Source organism: Brevundimonas sp. FV2ps16, assembly GCF_058681075.1.
Genome location: NZ_CM178728.1, coordinates 2,063,070 through 2,087,604, shown reverse-complemented (window position 1 = coordinate 2,087,604; position 24,535 = coordinate 2,063,070). Strand labels below are relative to the sequence as shown.

Sequence of the window (24,535 nt, the reverse complement as noted above, 5' to 3'; positions counted from 1 at the left end):
ACTGGGTCTGTATCAAGAAGAAGGCCGCCTCCCGCGCAAGCGGAAGGCGGCCCAGGCTCAGGGGGAGTTAGAAGGCGTAGCGCAGACCGACCTGGAAGCTGCGGGTCGGCAGGAACTGGGCGGTAGGCTGACCGAAGGTCGGATTCAGCGGCGCCTCGCCTGTGTTGGATGTCCGGTAGGTCTGATTAAAGCCGGAATAGTTCTTGAAGTTGAACACGTTGATCGCGTCAGCCGTGAACTCGATCTCTTGGCCTCCGAAAATCTCGAACGATTTCGCCAGCCGCAGGTCGACCTGACGATAGGCCCATTCCCAAGCGGGAATGATGAAGGCGTGTTTCTCGGGATAGGCCGAGAACCAGTCCGGCTTGGCGCCATTCCCGACGTTGTTCCGGGTGTACGGCAGACCCGACCCCAGGGTGATGATCGACGACAGCTGGAAGTCCAGCGGAAGGGCGACCGTACCGGACATAACCAGACGGTGGCGTTCGACACCCGGCGTCGTGAACGTCGGAGAATAGCTGGTCCAGGGATAATCGAAGTCGAAGTTGCCCAACCCCTGATCGCGGCTGCCGTTCTGTGTGGCGTCCATGAAGGTGTAGGCGATGTTGACGCCCCAACCGCTAGCCGTGTTGAAGGGTTTGTCCGCCGTGAAATAGATCGCGTGCATCTCCCGCTCGCGGTCATGGTTCGAGACGAAAACACCGGCGTTGTAAGGGAAGGCCACGCCGGTGACCGGATCAATGAGGTTCGCCGGCTGGGCTGCAGCAGGCACGCTGTTGGTCGCCGGATCCAGGTTCGCGCGGTACCAGGCGAACTCGTTCTTGGTCTTGGCGTAGGAGAAGGTCAGCGCCGTCTGCCAGTCGCCGATCTTCTGGCGAACGCCCAGATTGAACTGGTCTGTCACCGGCGGCGGCGCGTCATTCTTGATCAGGAAGACTTCGCCGCGACCGACCGTGCCTCCAAGCAGTGAATCCAGGCCCTCCGCCGTGGCGTAGCTCGGATTCCAGGCGACTGTGTCCGTGCGACCGCCATAGGCGCCGCCGGACGGCGAGAAGTAGATGGTCCGCGACAGCTGGTAAGGCTTGAACCGCTCGTCAAAGGCGAAGTTGAAGCCGATCCGGTCGTAGTAGCGGCCTGCGCCCCCGAACAGAACCGTCCGCTCGTCGCCGAAGAAGTCATAGGAGAAGCCGAAGCGCGGTTGGTAGGCGTCCTTGAACGCAGGACGATCGCCGTCAGAGATATAGTCATCGATATTGATATAGGATGGGTAGTCGAAGCCAGGCGCATTGCCGATGGCGGTCAACATGCGACGAATATCGTCGGGCGTACGCCAGTCGTTGTTTACAGCATTGTCCTCGTAGTCCCAACGTAGGCCCATGTTCACTTCGAGCTTGTCGGTGATCTGCCAGTCATCCTGGATATAAAGGCCCAGGACATTGTTATCCACAGACGTCGCATCGACCGGCAGGTTCAGACTCACCACGGTGGGTATGGCATTCGACCCAACCACTTCGGGCCTAGCGTCGACGTCGTAAGTAAACTGGGGGTTCCGGTTGAACTGCTTGAAAACGCTTAACGTCTGGATCGAGTATTTCACACCCATCTTAACGGTGTGAAGCCCGAACGCCTCGACGTCATTGAACGTCAAATCATTTTTGAACGTCAGGCTTTCCTGCGTCAGATCCTGATTGTTCGTACCGCCGCCCGCATTGAATATTCCATCGCTCTGATCATATCGGAACTGGAATCCCGGTGTTGTGGCGCTCGCATCGCGGTAAGAAACATACCGCTGTCCCGAGAGATCAAAATTCACCGCACGGGGATTATACTGCGACTTCAGATAATCTACGGATGCCTCGTTCAGGAAGCCATTCCCCTGGAACTGGTGTCGCAGTTGAAGGGACTGGGTCTCGCCATTGATGGCGTTCGCACGCGAGAAGGCGTCGGGCCCATTTCCGAAGTTCCGGATATCTTCTTCTTTGCGATACGTACCGCTCAGGTCCAGCCGCTGCTGATCATTGATCGCCCAGGACAGCTTACCAAAGACCAGATCTTGCTCGAACGGTCCTTCAAAAGTTCCGAGCTGATCCTCAAATAGCGGCGTATATTCGGTGCGGCGTAGGAACACTGAACTCCCGCGCGTCTCTTCTTTCCGCTCGTAGGAAAGGAAGTAGTGCAGCGTATCTTCAATAATCGGCCCTCCGACAGAACCGCCGTATTGCAGACGATCGAGCTGCGGCCTTTCTTCGCCACGCGCCTTGGAGAAGACGTTCTGGGCGATCCAGCTGGAGTCCTGATAGGTGACGAACATGTCGCCGCTCAGGTCATTGGTGCCCGAACGCGTGACCGAGGTGATGATGGCGGACGACGCCTGCTCGTACTCGGCTTTGAAGTTCTGGGTCAGCACCCTGAACTCCTGCACAGCGGCTTGGGGGAAGGGATTCCCACGGCTGTCGTCTTGACCGGCGATGCCGCCGTCGTTGATCAACGACTTTTGGTTCTGGCCGTCGATAAAGACGTTGATGGCGCTGGAAGGCTGCCCGCCTGCGGTGATGGTGCGCTCCGTGTCGCCTTCCGTCACGCGGACGCCAGGCGCCAAGGCCGCAAAGTTCAGGAAGTTACGGTTGATCTGGGGCAGATTATTGATCTGTTGCTGGCTGACGCTTGTCCCCACTTCCGACGTACGGACGTTAAAGGTGCGACGACCGACAACGACGATTTCGCCGACGTTCGTGGCGGCATCCCCAGTCGAGGTCAGGTCAAGGTCTAGGGTGCCGACCTGGCCCAGTGCGAGCGTTACCGTGTCTTCAGTCGTCCGACCGTCGCTCGTGGTGACCTGGATGCGGAAGGTGCCGGGCCGAAGCCCAGGAATGACGTATTGGCCATTTTCGCCGATGCGGCCGCGGGTGACATAGCCGGTCGCCACCTCGGTGGCGGTGACGGTGCCGGTTCCGGCGGTTTGGCCGTCAGAGACCGTGCCCCGGAGGGTTGATGTGGCGCTCTGCGCCGACGCCGCGCCGGCGAAACCTACAGCAATGGCGAAGGCGGATACAGCGGCCAGGGCCGCGCTACGCGTATTGAACTTGATCATCCTTGAGTCCCCTCCTGATGGACCCGATTCACGACGGCGACGCCGCTGTACGATCGGGGTTTGACCCGGCGGTTGCGGCCGCCGCGGTGGATTGACGAACGACCAGAGCCGGTCGAACGATTTCACAAGCGGTGTCCGGGTCGGCGTTGGCGCCGGCCTGGACCAGGCCGATGAGGCGCTCGACGCCCCGGCGACCCATTTCCGCAATATTCACTCTCAGCGTGGTCAGCGTCGGCCGGACCAGGGCCGCCAGCGGCACGTCGTCGAATCCGATCACGGCCACGTCCTCGGGGCAGCGCACGCCTGCCTCCTGGAAGGCCAGCATGGCGCCCAGGGCCATCATGTCATTGGCCGCGAACACCGCGTCCGGGCGCTGATCGAGCGCCATAAGCTGCGTCGCGGCGCGATGCCCGGCCGCCTGGGTGAAGTCGCCCTCGACAATGATCGGTTCCTGCCCGTCCAGTGCGCTGGCGTAGCCCTCGGCCCGGATGTCGGCTTCCAGGTTGCCGGCGGCGCCCCGGATGTGGGCGATGCGGCGACGGCCGGTCGAGATCAGATGCTGGACCGCCGTCACGGCGCCGCCGTGGTTGTCCACCGCGATAGAAGGCCGACCGCCCTCATCCAGGCCGCCGTTCATCACCAGAACCGGGGTCCGGCCCGCTACGTCGGCGGCCAGATTGGCGGCCCGCAGATGGGGCGACAGCACGATCATGCCGTCCACCCGACCCCGCATCGAGCGCAGCGCCGCCATCGTCTCTTCGGTGTCGCCGTGGGAGCTGGACACGATCAGGTGCTTGCCGTGCGCCCGCGCGGCCAGATCCATGCCGCGTATCAGTTCGGAGAAGAACTCGCCGTACAGGTCCGGCAGGATGACGCCGATTGTGTCGGTCCGGCTGGTGGACAGGCTGCGCGCGCCGACATGGGGGACGTAGCGGAGATGTTCGACCGCATCGAGCACCCGACGGCGGGTGGTCTCGGTGATGGCGTCGGAGCCGTTCAGCACCCGCGACACCGAGGCCACGGACACCTGCGCCCGTTCCGCCACATCACGGATGGTCGCGGCCTTGGCGGCCGGCGCATGTCCGTTCAGGCCTGACGGGGCGGAGATTTCCACGTGTTCCTCTCTGAACGTCATCGTCCCAGCCCTCTTATCGAAGGTCTGTCGATAAAGAATGTAATCGGTTACATGACACAGGTGCAATGCGGGCCGCAATCGGCATTGTGTGAATTATTTCGGATTGAGGCGGGATTGCGCGCTCACGTCGCACCCCCGGTTGAGCAGACAGGCTTGGCGGGAGGGCGCCGATTCAGCGGTTGATAACTACTACATCTAGTGGCGCGCTCAATCAGAACACCGTAATCTAGTCTGAAGCATTCGCGGAGACGCTGTCCATGCGCATTCAATCCGGCTTCGTCGAACAGGCCCGACGCGTCTCTATGGACACCCGCGCGGTAGAGCGCGCCGATGCGGTTCACGAGGTTTTGGCGCCGGCCGCCTGGTCAGACGCGCGGATCGAGGCCTGGCTGGACTGGGCCGAATCCCTCAGCCCTTCTTTGCTGCCGACCGGCGGCTGGCTGAACGGCGGAATCGACGCCTGGGCGGAACGCCTGGCAGGCCGTGGTCTGGCCGAGGGCGTCTTTGCGGATCGCGCCGAGGCCTATGTCTTCGCCGCAGAACTGGCGGCGACAATCCAGCTGGGTCTGGTCTCGCCGGCGGCGTCCACGGCTGCGGCCGAGATCGTCGACTTAGCCGACCCGGCCGCGCCCAAGCGCCTGGCCGAACACCGCGCCGACCGGATGACGGCGCGGCTGGCGCTCCAGTCGGCAGAGGCCCTGGCCGACGCCCTGTGCGCCGTCGCCGACGCCGTGGACCGCTGCGAAGGGCGTGAAGGCGACTGCGCCGATCCGTCGCGCAACCCGGCCCTGGGTCGGGCGGCCGCCACCGCGCGACGTCGCGGCGCGACCGACGCGGACATCTTGCGCGCCATCGACGGCGAAAGGCCCGCCCTGGCCTTGCGCCCCTTCCACGAAACCGCCCCCCTGATCGCCCTGGCCGACCGCACCCGGACCGCCGCCGGCGCGCCCGAGACCCTGATGGCGGCCGAGGCGGCGCTGGACGGCGGCCTGATCCTGACCTTCGATCCGCGCGAGGCCGACGTCCTGGCCGAGGGCGGCGTCAGCCGCGCCATGCTCGACCTGTCCGCCGTCGCCGCTCTCGACGGCGGGTCCTTCGACCGCCTGCCCGATCTGGTCCGTCTGTGGACCATAGCCCTGGATCTCCAGTCCGAAAACGCCTCCATCGTCCTGGGTCTCGAAGGTCTTTCAACAGCGCTCGCGCCGACCGGCGGGGATCTGTCCATCCGGGCCGAAGCGGTCGCCGGTCTGACGGCCGCCGTCGCCGGCCAGATGTCCGCCGAACTGGCGCAACTGCGCGGCGCCTGCGCCGAGTGGGACGGGCTCAAGAGCCAGGCGGCCGATGCAGACAGGCTGCGCCGCACGCGCCTGAAGGCCAACCCGGACCCGTTGGCCGCCGTCGCGTCCAGGACCATGGCCAAGCCCGGAACGCCGCGCCGTCACGCGGCCATCGGCCTGTTCGTCGATGATCCTGAGGCCCGGCTGCGTCTGGGCCTTGGCGCCCCGTCCGTCGTCGATGTGTTCCAGACGGCGGACGGCTTGATCGGCCGCCGTCTGGCGCCCGGGCTTGCGGCCGCTCTGGCTCACGCGGGCGGCGACGTCCAGGCCGCCGAGCGCCGGCTGTTCGGCCGTCGCACCCTGGTCGAAGCGCCCGGGGTCGATCACGCCGCCCTGCGCGGCTTCGGCTTCACCGACATCGAACTGGCCTCCGTCGAACAGGCCTTGGCCCACGCCGACAGCTTCGATGCGGTGTTCGCCGCCCCGGTGCTGGACCCGGGCTTCATCCGCGACGTCCTGGGCCTGGAAGACGGCGACGGCCCGCTGCTCAACCTGCTGGGCGTGCCGGAAGAGGCCGAGGCGGAGGCCGCGCGCTGGGTCTTCGGCCACGGCGACCTGAGCGACTGGGCCGAGGCGCCGCCCGCCGTCGCCACGCTCCTGACCGACCCCGCCGGCGCCGAGGCGGCGCTGCGTCAAGTGCTGGAGCCATTCAGCGACGTCCCCTACGCCGCCGTCGAAATCCTGGACTGGCGCGCCACGGCCGCCCAGGCCGCGCGCCGGCTCAGCCTGGCCGCCGGCGACGGACGCCGCGCCGTTCGCCTACGCCGCGCCGCACCTCCGGCCGGTCCCTTGCTGACCCTGCCCAAGGCGGAGGCGACGCCGCGCTTCGACACCCCCCGCCCCGCGCCTGTCCCGCCGCCGGAACGGGTTGTCGAACGAGTCGTCGAACGGGCCCGCGCCCGCCGCAAACTGCCCGACCGCCGCAAGGGCTATATCCAGAAGGCGGCTGTCGGCGGGCACAAGGTCTATATCCACACCGGCGAATACGACGACGGCGAACTGGGCGAGATCTTCATCGACATGCACAAGGAAGGCGCCGCCTTCCGCAGCCTGATGAACAATTTCGCCATCGCCATCTCGATAGGCCTGCAATACGGGGTGCCGCTGGAGGAGTTTGTGGACGCCTTCGTCTTCACCCGGTTCGAGCCCGCCGGACGGGTGACGGGCAATGACTCGATCCGCTCGGCCACCTCGATCCTGGACTATATCTTCCGCGAGCTGGGCGTCTCCTATCTGGACCGCCACGAACTGGCCAACGCCGGCCCCGACGAGTTGAACGCCGACGGCCTGGGCCACGGCAAGCCGGAGGGCGGAGAGGCGGTTCCCGCCGCGCGGTTCATCTCGAAGGGTTTCGCCCGCGGCTCCGCGCCGGACAATCTGGTGGTCCTGCCCTTCGGCAAGAAAGCAGAGCCCGAGCCGAAGGTGGCCGCCAATACCGAGGCCGTCGCCTGCCCGTCGTGCGGCGACTTCAGCCTGCAGAATCGCGGCGGCGTCTGGGTCTGCGACACCTGCGGCGACGCGCGCGCGGTTCACGGCGGCGATCAGGGCTAAGTTAACGGCTGGGCTCTAGGCTGCCGCTACGCGACGTTTTCGCTGGAGCGACCCCATGTCCCGCCTGACCGCCCTGTCCATCGCCATCGCTGTGTTGGCGACCGTGGCAACCCCTGTTCTGGCGCAGAACGCCGGCCAGATCGCCGGCGTGAAGCGCGGCGCCTCCTGCCCCGGCTGCAACCTGTTCCAGGGCGATTTCTCAGGGCTTGAGGCGCGCGGCCTGAACCTGACCGGGGCGCGCCTGCGCCAGGCGGACCTCAGCCTCAGCGTGATGAACCGCACCCGCTTCTCCAACGCCGATCTGCGCGACGTCGAGGCCTATGGCGGGGTCTTCTCCAGCTCCAACTTCTCGGGCGCAGACCTGACCAACGCCAGTTTCGTCGGGGCCTATCTGCGGGGCGCAAGCTTCTCGGGCGCCAAGCTGATTGGAACCAACCTGTCCGGCGCGGACCTTTCGCGGGCGACAGGCCTGACCCAGGGTCAACTTAACCGCGCTTGCGGCGACTCATCGACGATTCTGTCCGGAAACCTACGTATTCCCGCCTGTTGATTGCCTTTCACCTTGCCTCGTTTTAACGAAATTACCTCGATTTAAGTAGGTATGCCCAGCGTTTCGGGGCATTCAGACTGCGTGAAACAGATCGCCCGCCTCACCCCCATCCGATTGAAAACCGCCCTGATCGCGGCGGCCGGTTTGATGCTCGCCACCCCCGCCTTCGCCGGGGTCGAGATGTCGATGCAGGATCGCGACGTGGCCCGATCGGTGTCCCTGGGCGGGTCCTGCAACCGCTGCGAACTCTCCGGCCGCAACCTGACAGGGGCCACCTTCACCGGCGCCAGCTTCATGAACGCCACCCTGGTCGGGGCCAATCTGCGCGGCGCGGAAATGGTCGGTTCGAACTTCACCGGCAGCGATTTCAGCCGGGCAAATATGCAAGGCGTCGAGATCGTGGGCGCCAACTTCACCTCCGCCAACTTCACCGGCGCCCAGTTGAACGGGGCCGAGGCCCAGGGCTCGTCCTTCGTTCGCGCCAACCTGACGCGTGCGAATCTTTCGGGAGGAGAGCTGCACGGGGTCAACTTCAACGGCGCGACCCTGGCCGGCGCCGACTTCTCGGGCAGCGAACTGTTCGGGGCGACCCTGGCCAATGTTCACGCCGTCGGGGCCGACTTCAGCGACGCCGAGATCAATGCTTCCAACCTGTCCGGCGGCGACTTCTCGAACTCTTCCTTCCGCGACGCCAGCCTGGACGGCGCGCGCCTGACCGGTGGAACCTTCGCAAGGGCCGATTTCAGCGACACCTCGATGCGCCGCACCGACATCCGGGGCGCAGACCTGTCCGGGGCGCGCAACCTGACCCAGGACCAGATCAGCGAAGCCTGCGGCGACGGCTCCACCCGCCTGCCCGGCCGCCTGACGGCCCAGGCCTGTCGTGGGACGATCCGGGTGATCCGCACCCCGCCCGCGCCGCCGGCTCCCCCTGCCGTGCGCCACATCGTCAACGCCGACAACTAAGCCGCACCCGAACGCGAACCGCAAAAAAGGGGACGCCTCGCGGCGTCCCCTTTGTCGTCTTCGGCCATGTCAGCCCATCACACCTTGATCGGCACGGCCGTGCGAATGTGGACGTCCTTCAGTTGGCGCTCTTCCGCCTCGGTCGGGGCGTTCATAAGCAGATCCTCGCCCTGCTGGTTCAGCGGGAAGGCGATGACCTCGCGGATGGCCGTCTCGCCGGCCAGCAGCATGACGATCCGGTCAATGCCGGGGGCCAGACCGCCGTGCGGCGGCGCGCCGAAGCGGAAGGCGTTCAGCATGCCGCCGAACTGCGCCTCGACCACAGACGCGTCGTAGCCGGCGATCTCGAACGCCTTCAGCATGATCTCGGCCTTATGGTTCCGGATCGCGCCCGAGCACAGCTCGTAGCCGTTGCAGACGATGTCGTACTGGAAGGCGCGGATGGTCAGCGGATCCTGGGTCTCCAGCGCCTCCAGCCCGCCCTGCGGCATCGAGAAGGGGTTGTGGCTGAAGTCGACCTTCTTCTCTTCTTCCGACCATTCGAACATGGGGAAGTCGACGATCCAGCAGAATTTGAACTGGTTCTCATCGACCAGCTTCAGCTCCGTGCCCACGCGGCTGCGTGCCAGGCCGGCGAACTTGGCGAAGACCGACGGAAGACCGGCGGTGAAGAAGGCGGCGTCGCCCTTGCCCAGGCCCAGCGACGACATCAGGGCCTCGGTCGGCTCCTGACCCAGGTTCTTGGCGATGGGACCGCCCCAGGCGCCCTGGTCGTCCGACCAGAAGATATAGCCCAGGCCCGGCTGGCCCTCGCCCTGAGCCCACGAGTTCATGCGGTCACAGAAGGCGCGCGATCCCCCGGTCGGCGCCGGAATGGCCCAGACGGCGTTCTTCTCGTCCGCGCCCAGGATCTTGGCGAACAGGCCGAAGCCGCCGTCGCGGAAGTGGTCGGACACAACCTGCATCTTGATCGGGTTGCGCAGGTCCGGCTTGTCCGAACCATACCAGGCCATCGACTGGGCGTAGGTGAGGCGCTCGAAGCCCTTGTGCTCGAACGTTTCACCGAAGTCGTTGGTGAAGGTGTGGACGCCGTCGATGGGCGAGACCGGCTTGCCCTCGCCGAACTCCTCGAACACGCCGTGCATCAGCGGCTCGATGGCGGCGAAGACGTCTTCCTGGGTCACGAAGCTCATCTCGACGTCGAGCTGGTAGAATTCCAGCGAACGGTCGGCGCGCAGGTCCTCGTCACGGAAGCACGGCGCGATCTGGAAATAGCGGTCGAAGCCCGAGACCATCAGCAGTTGCTTGAACTGCTGCGGCGCCTGCGGCAGCGCATAGAACTTGCCCGGGTGCAGACGCGACGGCACCAGGAAGTCGCGCGCGCCTTCCGGCGACGAGGCGGTCAGGATCGGCGTCTGGTATTCCAGGAAGCCCTGGGCGACCATGCGCTGGCGGATCGAGGAGATGACCCTGGAGCGCAGGACGATGTTCTTGTGCAGCCGCTCGCGACGCAGATCGAGGAAGCGGTTGGCCAGGCGGATATCCTCTGGATACTCCTGCTCGCCGAAGACCGGCATCGGCAGTTCGGCGGCTTCCGAAAGAACCTCGACGCCCTGGACGCGGACCTCGACCTCGCCGGTCGGCAGGTTCGGGTTCACCACCCCCGCCTCTCGGGCGACGACTTCGCCGTCGATCTTGATCACGCTCTCGGCGCGCAGACGCTCGACCGCCGCGAAGCCCGGCGTCTCAGGGTGCAGCACCAGCTGGGTCAGGCCGTAGTGGTCGCGCAGATCGATGAACAGCAGGCCGCCGTGATCGCGCTTACGGTGCACCCAGCCGGACAGGCGGACGGTGGAACCGGCGTCGGAGGCGCGCAGGGCGCCGCAGGTATGGGAGCGGTAGGCGTGCATGAACAGACCGTCTGGAAATCTGGCGGTGGAATCCGACGCCTCAGGCGCCTGAAATCGAAGCGGCGTAGGGCGCATCATCGCCCCGGAAAGTCAAGGTTTCAGCCGTTGCAAACCCCGCCTCCGCGCGCGATAGCGGTTCAGTCATCCGTTCGAGGCCGCGCCATGTTCATCGTCACCATCACCTACACCCAGCCCATCGAGGCCATCGAGGCGAAGACGGTCGAGCATCGCGAGTGGCTGGACATTCATGTCGCCAGCGGCCTGATCATCGCCGCCGGTCCCATGGTTCCGCGCACCGGGGGCATCCTTGTCGTGCGTAGCGGCGGCACGAAGGAAGCGCTGGAGACCCTGCTGAAGGACGATCCCTTCCAGGTCCACGGCCTGGCCGACTACGTGGTCACCGAGTTCAAGGCGGGCAAGCTGAACCCCGCCCTGGCCGAATTCGCCTGATTTCATCCACAGTGGGGACTGTCCCTCCCCGCTACCAACAGGTCCAGCGTGACGCGGTTCGTCCGGGCCTCTGCTATGACAGACCCATGTCCGCGCAGAGCGCTCTGATCCGACCGAACGCCGAACAGTTGCGCCTGCCGCTGGAACGCCCGCTCGTGGGCGAAGCCCTTGTCGCGTCAGACAGCAACGCCGAGGCCGTGCGTGTCCTGTCCCGCTGGCCGGACGGCGCCGGACCGGTCCTGGCCCTTTACGGCCCTGCGGGCTCGGGCAAGAGCCGGATCGCGGCCGACTGGGCCGAACGGGTCGGCGGCGTGCCGCTGAACGGCGTCGAAGCCGCCCTGGTCGATCCGCTGGAGCTGGAGGGCCGGCCCATACTGCTGGATTGCGCACGCGACGCCGACGACGAAAGCCTGTTCCACCTGATCAACCTGGCCCAGGCCGGCGGGGGCGCACTGCTGCTGGTGGATCGCGCGCCGCCCAGGACCTGGTCGGCGGACTTGCCCGACCTGCGCTCGCGCCTCGACGCGGTCCGCACTGTCGCCATCGAAGCGCCCGACGACGTGGTTCTGTCCGCCATACTGCGCGCCCGTTTCGCCGAGCGCAGCATCACCCCGTCCGAGGATGTGATCGATTATCTGGTGCGCCGCCTGGACCGCTCGGCCGACACAGCCGCGACCGTCGTCGCCCGCCTGGACGCCCTGCACGGTCCCGTGACCCGGGTCCTGGCTCGGCAGGCGCTGGACCAGATGGACGCTGAAGCCGAGACCGACTGAGATATCCGTCAGATCCCACGCCGCAGGCGGCGCTTCAATCTGCGGTAAATCCGCTTCGGAGTCGGCTGTCCCAACATGTCCCAGCCAATCACAATAGCCGCCGTTCCGACGACCAAGGCTATGAACAAAAACGCCACTAAGGCCTCCACGTCGATCTACTTACGGGAGCCTGAATCTTAACCACAACTTCGCAAGTGCGAGAAGCTCTTTCGCATCTGCGAAGGGTAGTTGATGAAAATGTCAAAGCCCGCTTGCGGCCGTCACAGTGGCGCGCGAGAACCGGGTCATGACCGACGCCGCGATCCACGACGCCACACGGGGTGAAGAAGTCCCCGCCTCCCGCGCCCCTCAGTTGGCGCTGAATGAGGAGCTGATGGCCTCGCCCACCCGGTTCTTCAATCGAGAGATATCCTGGCTGGCTTTCAACGAGCGCGTGCTGGAAGAAGCGGCCAATCCGAACCATCCCCTGCTCGAGCGGCTGCGGTTCGTTTCCATCTCGGCCAATAACCTCGATGAGTTCTTTATGACCCGCGTGGCGGGACTTAAGGGCCAATTGCGCGAACGTGTCCGGGTCCTGTCGGCCGACGGTTTGACCCCCGCCGAACAGCTTGAGCGGATCAACATCTCGGCCGGCGAACTGATGGCCGAACAACAGGTCCGCTGGCGCCAATTAAAGAAGGAACTGGTCACAGCGGGCATCGAAGTGGTCGACCGTAACCGTCTGACCAAGACCGAGAAGGACCGGCTGGAGCCCGAGTTCCTGAACCAGTTGTTCGCCGTCCTGACCCCTCTGGCCATCGACCCGGCCCATCCCTTCCCCTTCCTGCCCAACCTGGGCTTCTCCCTGGCGTTGAAGCTGAAGCGCAAGGGCGAGACCAAGACCTTCTACGCCCTAGTGCCGGTGCCGACCCAGGTGCGGCGTTTCTGGGAGTTGCCGACCGACGGCCGTTCGGCGCCGGGCCGCAAGCGGTTCATCACGCTGGAAAACGTGCTCCTGCTGTTCATCGACCATCTGTTCCCCGGCTGCGAGGTTCTGGAGAAGGGCCTGCTGCGCCTGATCCGCGACAGCGACATCGAGATCGAGGAAGAGGCCGAAGACCTGGTGCTCGAGTTCGAGGAGGCGCTGAAACAGCGTCGCCTGGGCTCAGTCGTGCGGGTCAAGATCGAGGCCTCGATGCCGACCGACTTGCGCGATTTCATCGTCGGCGAACTGGAGGCGGCGCCCCAGGACGTGGTGCTGGTCGATGGCATGCTGGGCCTGGCCCAACTGTCGGATCTGATCCCCGGCGGCCATCCGGACCTGAAGTTCAAGGGCTATGAGCCGCGCTATCCCGAGCGGGTCCGCGACAACGGCGGCGACATCTTCGCCGCCATCCGCGAGAAGGACATGCTGATCCACCACCCGTTCGAGAGCTTCGACGTGGTGGTGCAGTTCCTGCGTCAGGCGGCGCGGGATCCAAACGTCATCGCCATCAAACAGACCCTGTATCGCACCTCCAAGGACAGCCCCATCGTCGCCGCCCTGATCGAGGCGGCCGAGAACGGCAAGAACGTCACCGCCCTGGTCGAGCTTAAGGCCCGGTTCGACGAGGAGGCCAATCTGCGCTGGGCCCGGGCGATGGAGCGGGCTGGGGTCCACGTCGTCTTCGGCTTCGTCGAATACAAGACCCACGCCAAGCTGAGCGTCGTGGTGCGCCGCGAGGGCGAGGCCCTGCGCACCTACTGCCATTTCGGCACCGGCAATTATCACCCGGTGACGGCCAAGATTTACACCGACCTGTCGCTGTTCTCGTGCGACCCGGTCCTGGGCCGCGACGCCAGCCGGGTGTTCAACTACATCACCGGCTACGCCACCCCGGACGAGCTTGAAGCCCTGGTGGTCTCGCCGCTGAACATGAAGTCCACCCTGATCGAACTGATCGGCAAGGAGATGTCGGCCGCAGCCATGGGCAAGCCGGCCGCCATTTGGGTCAAGCTGAACTCGCTGGTCGATCCCGAGATCATCGACGCCCTGTACCGCGCCAGCCAGTGGGGCGTCCGCATCGACCTGGTCGTGCGCGGCATCTGCTGCCTGCGGCCGGGCGTGACGGGCCTGTCCGAGAACATCCGTGTCAAATCCATCGTCGGTCGCTTCCTGGAGCACAGCCGCATCGTCTGTTTCGCCAACGGCAAGGACCTGCCGCATGACAAGGCCAAGCTCTTCATCTCCTCGGCCGACTGGATGACGCGCAACCTGGACCGCCGCGTCGAGCTGATGACCCCGATCCGCAACGCCACCGTCCACGACCAGGTGCTGGACCAGATCATGGTCGCCAATCTGAAGGACGACGCACAAAGCTGGGTGCTGGACGCCGAAGGGCGCTATACCCGCGTCATCCCCGCCGATCCGGAGCGGCCGTTCTCGGCCCACAAATATTTCATGACCAATCCCAGCCTGTCGGGCCGTGGACGCAAGGTGAAGACCCTGCCATCCGTTCTCAGCTACGAGCGTCCCGGCCGCTGATGCCGGATCTGGCGCTCATCGGCCGCGACGTCGCGGCCATCGATATCGGCTCGAACTCGGTCCGTCTGGTGCTCTACCGGCTGGAAGGCCGCGCCATCTGGACCGTGTTCAACGAAAAGGTCCTGGCCGGCCTGGGCCGCGACCTGCCGACGACCAACAAACTGTCCGCGGAAGGCGTGGTCATGGCCATGACGGCGCTGCGTCGCTTTGCCGCCGTGCTGGAAGGGGTCCGTCCCGACGCCACCCTGATCGCCGCCACCGCCGCCGTGCGCGAGGCCGAGGACGGGCCTGAGTTCTGCCAGCGGGTCGCGGCGGAAACCGGCCTGCAGATCCGTGTCCTCTCGGGCGAAGAAGAGGCGAAATACGCCGCCATGGGCGTGCTCGCCGGCGCGCCCGACGCCCGCGGCGTCTCGGCCGACATGGGCGGCGCCAGTCTGGAGCTGACGCGCCTGAGCGGTGATGGGGTCGAACACGGCCTGACCCTGCCGCTCGGCCCCTTCGCCCTGGCCGAGGGCAAGGGTTTCGACGCTGACCGGATCAAGGCTCGCATCGACGAGCGGCTGGAACCGGTCGCGGACCGGTTCCAGACCGACCGCCTCTACGCCGTCGGCGGCGCCTGGCGCACCCTGGCCCAGGTCCATATGGCGCTGAAATCCTATCCGCTGAAGGTCGTCCACCAGTACGAGATGACGGCGGACGAGGCGCTGGAGACCGCGCGTCTGGTGGCGCATCAGTCGGCGGCCGGTCTGGCGAAACTGCCCGGCGTGTCCAAGAAGCGCGCCGAGACCCTGCCCTACGCCGGCCTGGTGCTGGAAGGCCTGATCAAGCATCTGAACCTGAAGCGGATCGAGATGTCCGCCTGGGGCGTGCGCGAGGGTCTGTTGTTCGACACCCTGGACGATGAGACTCGCGCCGCCGATCCTCTGCTGGCCGGCTGCGCCGCCCTGGGCGGCCGACAGGGAATCGATCCCGCCCTGCCCAGCGCCCTGAACGGCTGGATGTCGGACATCCTCGCCGCCCTGCCAGAGGCTTTCGGTGAAAAGCGCGACTCGGTCCTGACCGCCGCCGCTTGCCGCCTGTCCGACCTGGGCGCCCGGCTGCACCCCGACCACCGACTTGAACTGGCCTTCGATCAGGTTCTGCGCGCACCCGTCGCCGGCGTCAGCCATGCGGAACGCGCCTTCCTGGCCGCCGTGATGAACGCTCGCTACGGCGGCGGCCCGGCCACGCCTCAACCAGACATCATCAACCGGCTGCTGGACGAGAACGCCGTCAAACGCGCCCGCGCTCTGGGCCTGGCCATCCGCCTGGCCTGCGACCTGTCGGGCCGGTCATCGCAACTGCTGGCCAATGCGACGGCGACGGTGAAGGGCGGCGACCTGACCCTGACCGCGACCGACGGCTACGCCGACCTCCTTCTGGGCGACCAGACGAAGAAGCGCGCCAAGGCGCTGGCCGAGGCCATGGGACTGGGCCTGTCGATCTAGACAGCTGACCGAACAGGGTTCAGCCTCTCATTGAACGAGAGGAACACTCATGCCTGTGACCGGAATCGGCGGCTTCTTCTTCCGCGCTCAAGACCCTCAGGCGCTTTCGGCCTGGTATCTGAAACACCTGGGCGTCGGCGCCCCCGAGGGCCAGTTCCTGTGGGATCAGCAGGCGGGACCGACCGTCTTCTCGCCCTTCAAGGAGACGACCGACTATTTCGCCGAAGACAAGCGTTGGATGCTGAACCTGCGCGTCGAAGGCCTGGACGCCCTGCTCGCCTCGCTGAAAGCCGCCGGGGTGGAGGTCGTCACCAAGGACGACTGGGACGCCAGCCCCGAGGTCGGGCGCTTCGCCCGCATCCATGACCCCGAAGGCAATCCCATCGAACTGTGGGAGCCGCCGGCCGGTTAGTAGGAGCGCGCTCTCTTAACGGTCGTCATCCTCGCCCTTGTGGCGAGGATCCATACGCCCGATGCATCCGGTCTCGCTTGATCGGCGGGACCTGCATCAACACCGGATCCAAGCTCATACGTCCGAGTTTATGGATCCTCGCCACAAGGGCGAGGATGACGGGTCTTAAAGGCCTACCCCTCGATCTCGACGACCTCGACTCGCGCGCCGCTCAGCACCAGGGCGATCTCGCCCCGCTTCAGCTTCAGCGCATCCTCGCCGAAGATCTGGCGCCGCCAGCCCTTAAGCGCATCCACATCAGCGTCGTCGCTGACGGCGATCTTCTCCAGATCGGCGACGGTGGCGATCAGTTTGGACGCCACGCCTGCGTTGTCGCTCTTGGCCTTCAGCAACACCTTCAGAAGCTCCACCACCGAAGGCGGCGCCGGCTGGCGGTGGGCCGGGCGCTCCATATCGGGGGCGTGTGATTCGGGATCGGCCAGGACGCGTTTAAGCTCATCGGCCAGTTCCAGACCCAGGCGCGAGCCGCCGAAGCCCTTGGGCACCGAGCGCAGGCGGTTGAAGGCCTCGGGGTCGGTCGGGGTCTGTTGCGCGACCTCGTCGATGCCCTCGTCCTTCAGGATGCGGCCGCGCGGCTGGTCGCGTTCCTGGGCCGCACGCTCGCGCCAGACCGCGACGGCCTTGAAGGCCGCAAGATATTTGGCCGAGAATTTCTTGGGCTTCAGACGCTTCCAGGCGTTCTCGGGGTTGGTGTCGTAAAGGGCCGGATCGACCTGGCTCTCCATCTCGGACATCACCCAGTCCAGCCGGCCCTCCTTCTGGAGACGGTCGCGCAGCTTGGGATACAGGGCCGCCAGATGGGTCACGTCGCCCAGGGCATAGACCAGCTGGCTGTCCGACAGCGGGCGTCGCGCCCAGTCGGTGAAGCGGCTGCCCTTGTCCAGTTCGACGCGCAGCATCTGCCGCACCAGCGAATCATAGGCGACCTGTTCGCCGAACCCGGCCGCCATGGCCGCGACCTGGGTGTCGAACATCGGCTTGGGCATGGCGCCCAGACGCACGAAGATTTCGACGTCCTGTCTACAGGCGTGGAACACCTTGATGATGTTGGGATCGCGCAACAGGTCCAGGAAAGGCTCCAGGTCCAGGCCTTCCGCCATCGGATCGATGATCCCGGCGTGATCGGCGGATGCGGCCTGGATCAGGCACAGCCTGGGCCAGTAGGTCGTTTCCCGCATGAACTCGGTATCGACCGTGATGAACGGGGCGGTGGCGAGGCGGGCGCAAAAATCGGCCAGCGCCTCATTGGTGGTGATCGGCGTCATTCCGATGCTATAGCCCCCCGCAACCCACCTGTGGCAAGAGCCGCGCTGCATTTCCGCCCCGATTCCAGGCCCGAACACCATGAGCGACACCCAAAAGCCTCTCGAAAACGGCCTGACCTACGCCGATGCAGGCGTGGACATCGACGCAGGCGAGATGCTGGTCGAACACATCAAGCCCCTGGCCAAGTCCACGGCGCGTCCCGGATCCGAGCCTTCGCTTGGCGGATTCGGCGCCCTGTTCGACCTGAAGGCTGCCGGGTTCCAGGATCCGCTGATCGTCACCACCACCGACGGCGTGGGCACCAAACTGAAGATCGCCATCGAAACGGGCCGTCATGACGGCGTCGGGATCGATCTCGTCGCCATGTGCGTCAACGATCTGTTGGCGCAAGGAGCGGAGCCCCTGCTGTTTCTCGACTATTACGCCACCGGCCGCTTGGAGATCGACGCCGCCCGACGCGTCGTCGCCGGCATCGCCGAGGGCTGTCGCCAGGCCGGCTGCGCCCTGGTCGGCGGCGAGACCGCCGAAATGCCGGGCATGTACACCGACGGGGACTATGATCTGGCCGGCTTCAGCCTGGGCGCGGTCGAGCGCGGCCACGCCCTGCCCTATCTGGATCGTCAGGCGGCCGGCGACATCATCATCGGCCTGGGCTCCACCGGCCCGCACTCGAACGGCTATTCACTGGTCCGCAAGGTGGTCGAGAAGTCCGGTCTGGCCTGGGGCGACGACGCCCCCTTCGCCAAGGACCGGTCCCTGGCCCAGGCCCTGATGGAGCCGACCCGCATCTATGTGAAGCCAGTCCTGCCCCTGATGAAGGCGGGCCTGATCAAGGGCGCGGCCCACATCACCGGCGGCGGCCTGATCGAAAACCCGCCCCGTTGCATCGCCGAGGGGCTGAAGGCCAGCTTCGACTGGAACGCCTGGCCCATGCCCCACGTCTTCCAGTGGCTGGCCGAAACCGGCGGCATCAGCGACCACGAGATGCGCCGCACCTTCAACTGCGGCGTCGGCTTCATGCTGATCGTCTCGCCCGAGAATGCCGAACCCGTCCTCGCCGCCCTGCTCAACGCGGGCGAGGTCGCCTTCGTCTGCGGACAGCTGGAAGCGGCCTGATCTCGTGAAGATGCGCGTCGCCGTCCTGATCTCCGGGACAGGCTCTAACATGGCGGCCCTGATCGACGCCGGTCAGGCCGCAGACAGCGGCTATGAGGTCGCCCTGGTCCTATCGAACGTCGAGGGCGCGGGCGGCCTGGCCATCGCCGCCGCCAGGGGCGTCGAAACGGTCGCCGTTCCGCACAAGCCGTTCGGCAAGGACCGCGAGGCGCACGAGCGCGTCGTGGACGAGGCTCTGCGCGCCGCCAGGATCGAAGTCATCGCCCTGGCCGGCTATATGCGCATCCTGACGCCCTGGCTGGTGCGCGCATGGGACGGTCGGATGCTGAACATCCACCCCAGCCTGCTACCCCTCTATCCCGGCCTAGACACCCACGCCCGCGCCATCGCCGCCGGCGACGCCGAGGCCGGCTGCACCGTCCACCTGGTCACCGAAGGCGTCGATGAAGGCCCGATCCTGGGCCAAGCCCGCCTGCCCATCTTGGCCGACGACACGCCCGCCAGTCTGGCCGAACGGGTCAAGACGGCGGAACACACGCTGTATCCACAGGTGCTCGGGGGCTTCTGCAAGGATTTGGCGCGGAAATGAGGCTGGCACCCGCACCCGCCTAACAGCCCGTGTCATCCTAGGCTTGTGCCCGGGATCACGATTGATGGGACGCGGCTGTTTCCGCCTTTCGCCTGTCTGCCCAGGCGATGAGTTCCTTCCTCGGCCAGACCATCAGCCACGACCGCGCGGTGTATTCGCCGCTGTCGATCAGCGCCTTGCGCGACGCCGAGGCCGTGCCGGCCCTTTCCGTGTGGATATCACCCGGCCCCTGGTGAACCATGAAGGCGCCGCCCTTCAACGGATTGAGCCGCAGGTGCGCCAAGCGCGGACTGATCTCGGTCAGGGGCGGGTCATAGAACCAGCTGGAGCCGATCATGCCCGCCAGTTCCGGTCGCGTCCGGCAGAGTTCCGACGCGGTGGCCCAGGCCTCGTTCCAGCCCTCTTCATTAAAGCCGCGCAGCCACCGGCTCTCGGTATGAACCTCCAGCCACGGCTCCCGCTTGGCGCCCGCCGCCAGATAGCGAAACAGAGGACCAAAGCCCCAGCCGTCGCGCACATGTTTGACGATCTGGCCCGGCCCCACCGGGGAACTGAGGTCGATGACCTGGCTCTTGGCCGCCGGCACGCTGAGCGCCAGAGTGAAGCGGACATCCTTGGCCCAGTGATCGAAGTCATAGCCGCCCTCGGCCTTGGTTAGGAAGGCGGCGAGCTGTTCGATCCAATAGGGATAGAGAGCCAGAACCTCAGCCGGCAGCGCCATGGCCGCGACCCGATCGGGCAATTGCAAGGCCCAGGAGGCGATCAGGCCGCGCCGAACCTCGTCCGAAGCCCCTGCCCCCAGCACGGCGTCCACGGCCTTGGCCGGCATTTCGAAATCCCAGTGCGGCGCGGCCTCTGCGGCCTTGGCCGCAGCGATCGTGGCGGCGGCGTCGACACGCGCCCAGTCCTCGGAGGAAAGGCGCGCCAGCACGGCCTGGAAGGCGGCGACGTCGGGGGTCAGGTGCAGATCCATGGCGACGATCATACGACGGCGCGATTGGCGAAGACTTAAGACGCCGACGGGTGACGCCGCCCTTGCGCCGCGCTAAACCGCGACCAGATCAAGGAGCCCCCATGACCATCGAATCCCGCATCGCCGAACTGGCCATCACCCTGCCGGAACCCGCCAAGGCGGTCGCCAACTATGTGCCGTTCGTGCAGACGGGCGCGGTGATCCATATTTCCGGCCAGCTGTCGAATGACGCGTCGGGCGGGATCAAGGGCACGGTCGGCGTCGACGTGACGCCGGAACAGGCCAACGCCGCCGCCCGCCTGTGCGGCGTCAACCTGCTGGCCCAGATCAAGGCCGCCTGCGACGGCGACCTGAACCGGGTGGTGCGGATCGTGAAACTGGGCGGCTTCGTTCAGGCCGGTCCGGACTTTGAAGCCATTCCCGCCGTCATCAACGGCTGCTCGGACCTGATGGTCGAGGTGTTCGGCGACGCCGGCCGCCATGCCCGCTCGGCCGTCGGCGTCTACAAACTGCCCCTCGGCTTCGCGGTCGAGATCGACGCCATCGTGGAGATCCGTTGACCGTCAGCTCCACCTCATTCCCCGTCATCCTAGGCCTCGCGCCTAGGATCCATACTCCTGGTGTCTACGGCGTGCGTACCGTCGATGGGCTGAGTCTATGGATCCTCGGGACAAGCCCGAGGATGACGGACTTTGGGGGCAGGGCGTGAGTTTCCAGCTCTCCGTCCATGACGCCATAGCAGACATCGGCCGCGAGGCCTGGGACGCCTGCGCGCGTCCCACCGGCGATCCCTTTGTCTCCTACGACTTCCTGCACGCCTGCGAAGCCTCCGGCAGCGCATCCCTCCAAGAAGGCTGGGCGCCGCGCCATCTGGCCCTGCGGGACGAAGACAACGCCGTTCTCGGCGTCATGCCCCTCTATCTGAAGGGCCACAGCCAGGGCGAATACGTCTTCGACCACAGCTGGGCAGACGCCTATGAACGCGCCGGCGGCCGCTATTATCCCAAGCTGCTGGGCGCCGTGCCCTTCACCCCGGCGACCGGCCCGCGTTTCCTCAATCATCCCGACACAGACGCAGCGACGGTGCGCCAGGCCCTCCTTCAAGGCGCCCTGACCCTGGTCGAGCGGCTGGGCGTCTCATCCCTGCACGTCAACTTCCCGACCGAGGTCGAGTGGACGGACATGGCGCAGGCCGGCCTGCTGCCGCGCCAGGACATCCAGTTCATCTGGCGCAATGACCGCTATCAGACCTTCGACGATTTCCTGGCGGCCCTTTCGGCCAACCGGCGCAAGACGATCCGCCGCGAACGCCGCGACGCCCAGGCGGATCTGGACATCCGCGTTCTGACCGGCGCCGAGATCACCGAGGCCCACTGGGACGCCTTCTTCGCCTTCTACCTGGACACGGGCGACCGCAAATGGGGCCGCCCCTATCTGACGCGGGACTTCTTCGACCGTGTCGGCGTGACGATGGCGGACCGCATCGCCCTGGTCATGGCCTTCCGCAACGGGATGCCCATCGCCGGCGCCCTGAACTTCATCGGTCGCGACGCCCTGTACGGCCGCCAGTGGGGCACGCTGGAAGAGGTGCCCTTCCTCCATTTCGAGCTCTGCTATTATCAGGCGATAGAGTTCGCCATTGCGCGCGGCCTGTCCCGCGTCGAGGCCGGGGCCCAGGGCGAGCACAAGATCGCGCGCGGCTATCTGCCCTCGCCTGTCTATTCCGCCCACTTCATCGCCGACCCGGCGTTGCGCGGTCCGGTGGCCGACTATCTTCGACGCGAAGGCCCGGCGGTGGAGGCGCAGAGGTGTGAGATGACCGACGAGCTTTCGCCATTCAAAGGAAATGGCTGAGTCCTGCCCTCTGCGCGGATTTGACGTCCCGGCGTCGGGACTCAGTCCAATCTCGCCAGCACCGGATCGAGCGAGGCGAGAAAATGCGCCCATCCTGTCTTTGCGCCCTGATAAAATTGGTCTTGGCCGTCCTGAAAGCCCGAATGCTCCAGCCGCAAGCTCACGCCTGTCGCCGAAGGCGAAAGCGTCCAGGTCACCACGCTTTCAAGACCATGGGCGGACCAGCTGTAGGTCAGGGTTCTGTTCGGTTCGATTTCCAGAACCCTGCAGGAAACCGCCCCCCAGTCTCCGCGGAACTCGAAGGCGTGGCCGAGCTCGGCCTGAAAATCGTTCTTCATCAGCCACTCTGCGATCAGGTGGGGCTGCGTCAGTGCGCGCCAGATCTTCTCCGGCGGATAGGGAAACTCCCTCTCGATGACGACAGAGCGAATTTGGGTTGCAACCTCGGTCATTGGTCCATCCTCTGGAGTAGATTATCGAGCTCGTCGAACCGACCTCGCCAGAAGTCGGTCATTCTCCCTGTCCAGTCGTTCAGCGGCGCAAGGGCGTCGGCGCGCGCGCTGTAATGGGTTTCTCGTCCTTGGCGACGATCGCGCACCAGGCCTGCCAGCTTGAGGACGCCGAGGTGTTTTGAGACTGCAGGTTGGGAAACGCCGGACCGTGCAGTAAGCGCGTGCACCGTCTGCTCTCCCTCGCGACACAGGCTTTCGAAAAGTCCGCGTCTGGTCGGATCAGCCAAGGTCGTGAAAAGCAGTTCGTGCGATGCAGACATGAAACCCATAACTCGACGGTGATGAGTTAACCGATAACTTCAAGGTTATGGTTTGTCAATGCGCGCCGCCTGCCTGGGCCCAGACCTGGTACATGCCGTGGAAAAGAGTGGGGCGTCGCGCCTCGAGCGTGTCCCACAAGCTCAGATCCAGAGGGTCGGCCGCCCCAAACGCCGAGTTGAAGGCAGCCCTCGCCTCAGGTGAAGCTTCGAAACCCACCAACCGCAGTCCTGCCCCAGCGATCAGCCTGCCCACTTCCGGCGGCGTATAGCGGTGTTCCTGCACATGGAAGACCAGGTCGCGACAGCCGCTGAGGCTGTAGAAGTCCGCACTCTCCTTCAGCGCGGCCACGGGCTCCCCGTCGGGCAGGGCCAGAACATGGGCGCGAAACGCCCGGATGTCCGCCTCGACCGGCGTCCAGCCCTGCGCCCGGATCAGCTGATGCGCGGCCCGCACCACAGCCCGCGCCCGCTCGCTGTAGAGCCCCAGCCGCACCACGCCACCGGGCCGCAAGACGCCCGCCAGCCGCGCCAACCCGTGCTCGGGCCGCGCCATGTGGTGGATCACCCCGGTGCTGGTGACAACATCGAACCGCGCCTGAACCTGGTCCAAGGCCAGTATGTCGCCCTGGACGAACCGCACCCGCGTCAGCCCGAGGTCTTCCGCCACCCGCATGCCGTGGGCCAGGCTGGCGCGGCTCAGGTCCATAGCGGTGATCGCAAGCGAGGGGTCCATCCGCGCCATGTCGATGGGCTCGAACCCCGTGCCGCACCCCGCGACCAGGACAGACTCCGCGCGGCCTCCGAAAGCCTTGCCGTCAAGCCCCGGCAGGGCCGCGATCGCATCTGAGAGTCTTCGCGGCGTTGGCGCGGGAGGCGCTGACCAGCGCGGATAGGGGTTGGCCTCGTACTGATCCTTGACCGCTTCGGAAATGGCGTCGGCGCCGTCGGGCGTCAAAGCTGGCACGGACATGGCCAGGGCGCGCTCCCGCGCGGGTTCCCCAATAGCTCGGCGGATCAGTCGCGCCTGAAGTACGCCCTCCCCCAAGGCCGCGGCCTCTGACCAGGTCGGCGACCGGAACAGCAGGGCGACCGCGCCATCAGTTGCCTGTACCGGTGCAACATATTCGGACGCGCGGCCGCTGATCCCAAGGGCGGCGACCAAGTCTCCGACAGGAGATTCAAATGCGCCGGTCGCCTCGACCACCGCCGTTCGCACTGCGTCGAGACGCATCTCCATGGCGGCGCTGACGTTCACGCACCGTGACAGGAAGGCCAGCCACAAGGGGTCACCTCCCATGGCTTCCAGCATCACCGCCGTTCCGTCGAAGCGCCCCTGTTTCAACAACAGGGTCTCCGCCGTGACGCGCGCCAGGGTCTGCGGATCTACGGTGGGCGAGGTCAGACAAACGAGCAGATCGCGGTCGAGCGCCGGATCCCAGGCGCTGGGCTTTAGCCCTTCCAGCAGGCGCGCGAACGCCGGCGCGACCCGCAACCGGACCGCCGCATCCCCGTCCGCCATCGCCTGGCTCAACAGTTGGGCCGCAGTTCCCGGATCGCCGTGCTCAGCCAGGAACAGGCCCATGCCCGCAAGTCCGGGCGCAGAATCGGGCGCCGCCTTCAGGCACGCCTTGTAGGCCGCGAAGGCGCCGCGCAGATCCCCATCCGCCAGCCGCCGCTCCGCCTGAACGAGCCATGCCGCCGCCTGATCAACCTGTTCCGTCTGCCCCATCGGTCCAGTAT

General features: G+C 66.0%; 20 protein-coding genes. 12 read left to right on the top strand and 8 right to left on the bottom strand.

What is annotated here, in order from left to right:
* Positions 1 to 67: 67 nt before the first annotated feature.
* Both ACW170_RS10145 and ACW170_RS10140 read right to left on the bottom strand, forming a co-directional pair.
* Positions 68 to 3,091 (bottom strand): TonB-dependent receptor, encoded by a 3,024-nt coding sequence (locus tag ACW170_RS10145; protein ID WP_492086573.1) that lies wholly within the window; start codon positions 3,089 to 3,091, stop codon positions 68 to 70.
* Positions 3,092 to 3,119: 28 nt separating this feature from the next.
* A complete protein-coding gene (locus ACW170_RS10140) occupies positions 3,120 to 4,205 on the bottom strand; it encodes a LacI family DNA-binding transcriptional regulator (RefSeq protein ID WP_492086572.1) in 1,086 nt (361 codons plus the stop codon).
* Positions 4,206 to 4,483: 278 nt separating this feature from the next.
* Here ACW170_RS10140 and ACW170_RS10135 point away from each other — a divergent pair, with 278 nt between their 5' ends.
* The 3 genes from ACW170_RS10135 to ACW170_RS10125 all read left to right on the top strand — a co-directional run bounded on the left by ACW170_RS10135 (position 4,484) and on the right by ACW170_RS10125 (position 8,630).
* Positions 4,484 to 7,114: a TSCPD domain-containing protein gene (locus ACW170_RS10135; RefSeq protein ID WP_492086571.1), complete on the top strand. Its 2,631-nt coding sequence runs from the start codon at positions 4,484 to 4,486 to the stop codon at positions 7,112 to 7,114.
* Between the two features lie 55 nt (positions 7,115 to 7,169).
* On the top strand, positions 7,170 to 7,664 hold the full coding sequence (locus tag ACW170_RS10130) for a pentapeptide repeat-containing protein (RefSeq protein WP_492086570.1): 495 nt from the start codon (positions 7,170 to 7,172) through the stop codon (positions 7,662 to 7,664).
* A gap of 81 nt (positions 7,665 to 7,745) precedes the next feature.
* Positions 7,746 to 8,630 carry a pentapeptide repeat-containing protein gene (locus ACW170_RS10125; protein ID WP_492086569.1) on the top strand — a complete coding sequence of 295 codons (885 nt, stop codon included), beginning with the start codon at positions 7,746 to 7,748 and terminating at the stop codon, positions 8,628 to 8,630.
* A gap of 77 nt (positions 8,631 to 8,707) precedes the next feature.
* Here ACW170_RS10125 and aspS read toward each other — a convergent pair whose 3' ends face one another.
* Positions 8,708 to 10,540 carry an aspartate--tRNA ligase gene (gene aspS, locus ACW170_RS10120; protein ID WP_492086568.1) on the bottom strand — a complete coding sequence of 611 codons (1,833 nt, stop codon included), beginning with the start codon at positions 10,538 to 10,540 and terminating at the stop codon, positions 8,708 to 8,710.
* 162 nt (positions 10,541 to 10,702) lie between these two features.
* Here aspS and ACW170_RS10115 point away from each other — a divergent pair, with 162 nt between their 5' ends.
* The 5 genes from ACW170_RS10115 (at position 10,703) to ACW170_RS10095 (ending at position 16,165) form a co-directional block, all read left to right on the top strand.
* Entirely contained in the window at positions 10,703 to 10,990 is a 288-nt protein-coding gene (locus ACW170_RS10115; RefSeq protein WP_492086567.1) for a YciI family protein, read from the top strand.
* Positions 10,991 to 11,076: 86 nt separating this feature from the next.
* Positions 11,077 to 11,763 carry a P-loop NTPase family protein gene (locus tag ACW170_RS10110; protein WP_492086566.1) on the top strand — a complete coding sequence of 229 codons (687 nt, stop codon included), beginning with the start codon at positions 11,077 to 11,079 and terminating at the stop codon, positions 11,761 to 11,763.
* 286 nt (positions 11,764 to 12,049) lie between these two features.
* Complete coding sequence (locus ACW170_RS10105) at positions 12,050 to 14,266, top strand: RNA degradosome polyphosphate kinase (RefSeq protein WP_492086565.1); 2,217 nt, start codon at positions 12,050 to 12,052, stop codon at positions 14,264 to 14,266.
* Positions 14,266 to 15,753, top strand: coding sequence for a Ppx/GppA phosphatase family protein (locus tag ACW170_RS10100; RefSeq protein WP_492086564.1), 1,488 nt, complete (start codon positions 14,266 to 14,268; stop codon positions 15,751 to 15,753). The genes ACW170_RS10105 and ACW170_RS10100 overlap by 1 nt, the downstream gene beginning before the upstream one ends.
* A 49-nt stretch (positions 15,754 to 15,802) precedes the next feature.
* Entirely contained in the window at positions 15,803 to 16,165 is a 363-nt protein-coding gene (locus ACW170_RS10095; RefSeq protein WP_492086563.1) for a VOC family protein, read from the top strand.
* Between the two features lie 173 nt (positions 16,166 to 16,338).
* Here the strand turns inward: ACW170_RS10095 and rnd are convergent, their stop codons facing one another.
* Entirely contained in the window at positions 16,339 to 17,490 is a 1,152-nt protein-coding gene (gene rnd, locus ACW170_RS10090) for a ribonuclease D (RefSeq protein WP_492086562.1), read from the bottom strand.
* 79 nt (positions 17,491 to 17,569) lie between these two features.
* Here rnd and purM point away from each other — a divergent pair, with 79 nt between their 5' ends.
* Together purM and purN are read left to right on the top strand one after the other, a co-directional pair.
* Positions 17,570 to 18,607, top strand: coding sequence for a phosphoribosylformylglycinamidine cyclo-ligase (gene purM / locus ACW170_RS10085; RefSeq protein WP_492086561.1), 1,038 nt, complete (start codon positions 17,570 to 17,572; stop codon positions 18,605 to 18,607).
* A gap of 49 nt (positions 18,608 to 18,656) precedes the next feature.
* Entirely contained in the window at positions 18,657 to 19,196 is a 540-nt protein-coding gene (purN, locus tag ACW170_RS10080) for a phosphoribosylglycinamide formyltransferase (protein ID WP_492086560.1), read from the top strand.
* Positions 19,197 to 19,251: 55 nt separating this feature from the next.
* On the opposite strand, the gene ACW170_RS10075 is transcribed toward purN, so the two are convergent.
* Positions 19,252 to 20,181, bottom strand: a complete 930-nt coding sequence (locus tag ACW170_RS10075) for a hypothetical protein (protein ID WP_492086559.1) — start codon at positions 20,179 to 20,181, stop codon at positions 19,252 to 19,254.
* Between the two features lie 89 nt (positions 20,182 to 20,270).
* Here ACW170_RS10075 and ACW170_RS10070 point away from each other — a divergent pair, with 89 nt between their 5' ends.
* Both ACW170_RS10070 and ACW170_RS10065 read left to right on the top strand, forming a co-directional pair.
* Complete coding sequence (locus tag ACW170_RS10070; RefSeq protein ID WP_492086558.1) at positions 20,271 to 20,729, top strand: RidA family protein; 459 nt, start codon at positions 20,271 to 20,273, stop codon at positions 20,727 to 20,729.
* A gap of 145 nt (positions 20,730 to 20,874) precedes the next feature.
* Positions 20,875 to 22,023, top strand: coding sequence for a GNAT family N-acetyltransferase (locus tag ACW170_RS10065; protein ID WP_492086557.1), 1,149 nt, complete (start codon positions 20,875 to 20,877; stop codon positions 22,021 to 22,023).
* A 41-nt stretch (positions 22,024 to 22,064) separates the two neighbouring features.
* On the opposite strand, the gene ACW170_RS10060 is transcribed toward ACW170_RS10065, so the two are convergent.
* Genes ACW170_RS10060 through ACW170_RS10050 form a run of 3 tightly spaced genes read right to left on the bottom strand, consistent with a single transcriptional unit; the run spans position 22,065 to position 24,524 of the window.
* Positions 22,065 to 22,475 carry an SRPBCC family protein gene (locus tag ACW170_RS10060; protein WP_492086556.1) on the bottom strand — a complete coding sequence of 137 codons (411 nt, stop codon included), beginning with the start codon at positions 22,473 to 22,475 and terminating at the stop codon, positions 22,065 to 22,067.
* Positions 22,472 to 22,795: an ArsR/SmtB family transcription factor gene (locus ACW170_RS10055; protein WP_492086555.1), complete on the bottom strand. Its 324-nt coding sequence runs from the start codon at positions 22,793 to 22,795 to the stop codon at positions 22,472 to 22,474. The genes ACW170_RS10060 and ACW170_RS10055 overlap by 4 nt, the downstream gene beginning before the upstream one ends.
* 55 nt (positions 22,796 to 22,850) lie before the next feature.
* Positions 22,851 to 24,524: a methyltransferase domain-containing protein gene (locus tag ACW170_RS10050; RefSeq protein ID WP_492086554.1), complete on the bottom strand. Its 1,674-nt coding sequence runs from the start codon at positions 24,522 to 24,524 to the stop codon at positions 22,851 to 22,853.
* Positions 24,525 to 24,535: the final 11 nt, after the last annotated feature.

Coding starts and splice junctions, on each gene's coding strand:
- ACW170_RS10145 (WP_492086573.1), bottom strand. CDS start 3,091: ATGATCAAGTTCAATACGCGTAGCGCGGCCCTGGCCGCTGTATCCGCC.
- ACW170_RS10135 (WP_492086571.1), top strand. CDS start 4,484: ATGCGCATTCAATCCGGCTTCGTCGAACAGGCCCGACGCGTCTCTATG.
- ACW170_RS10130 (WP_492086570.1), top strand. CDS start 7,170: ATGTCCCGCCTGACCGCCCTGTCCATCGCCATCGCTGTGTTGGCGACC.
- aspS (WP_492086568.1), bottom strand. CDS start 10,540: ATGCACGCCTACCGCTCCCATACCTGCGGCGCCCTGCGCGCCTCCGAC.
- ACW170_RS10115 (WP_492086567.1), top strand. CDS start 10,703: ATGTTCATCGTCACCATCACCTACACCCAGCCCATCGAGGCCATCGAG.
- ACW170_RS10110 (WP_492086566.1), top strand. CDS start 11,077: ATGTCCGCGCAGAGCGCTCTGATCCGACCGAACGCCGAACAGTTGCGC.
- ACW170_RS10105 (WP_492086565.1), top strand. CDS start 12,050: ATGACCGACGCCGCGATCCACGACGCCACACGGGGTGAAGAAGTCCCC.
- ACW170_RS10100 (WP_492086564.1), top strand. CDS start 14,266: ATGCCGGATCTGGCGCTCATCGGCCGCGACGTCGCGGCCATCGATATC.
- ACW170_RS10095 (WP_492086563.1), top strand. CDS start 15,803: ATGCCTGTGACCGGAATCGGCGGCTTCTTCTTCCGCGCTCAAGACCCT.
- rnd (WP_492086562.1), bottom strand. CDS start 17,490: ATGACGCCGATCACCACCAATGAGGCGCTGGCCGATTTTTGCGCCCGC.
- purM (WP_492086561.1), top strand. CDS start 17,570: ATGAGCGACACCCAAAAGCCTCTCGAAAACGGCCTGACCTACGCCGAT.
- purN (WP_492086560.1), top strand. CDS start 18,657: ATGGCGGCCCTGATCGACGCCGGTCAGGCCGCAGACAGCGGCTATGAG.
- ACW170_RS10075 (WP_492086559.1), bottom strand. CDS start 20,181: ATGATCGTCGCCATGGATCTGCACCTGACCCCCGACGTCGCCGCCTTC.
- ACW170_RS10070 (WP_492086558.1), top strand. CDS start 20,271: ATGACCATCGAATCCCGCATCGCCGAACTGGCCATCACCCTGCCGGAA.
- ACW170_RS10060 (WP_492086556.1), bottom strand. CDS start 22,475: ATGACCGAGGTTGCAACCCAAATTCGCTCTGTCGTCATCGAGAGGGAG.
- ACW170_RS10055 (WP_492086555.1), bottom strand. CDS start 22,795: ATGTCTGCATCGCACGAACTGCTTTTCACGACCTTGGCTGATCCGACC.
- ACW170_RS10050 (WP_492086554.1), bottom strand. CDS start 24,524: ATGGGGCAGACGGAACAGGTTGATCAGGCGGCGGCATGGCTCGTTCAG.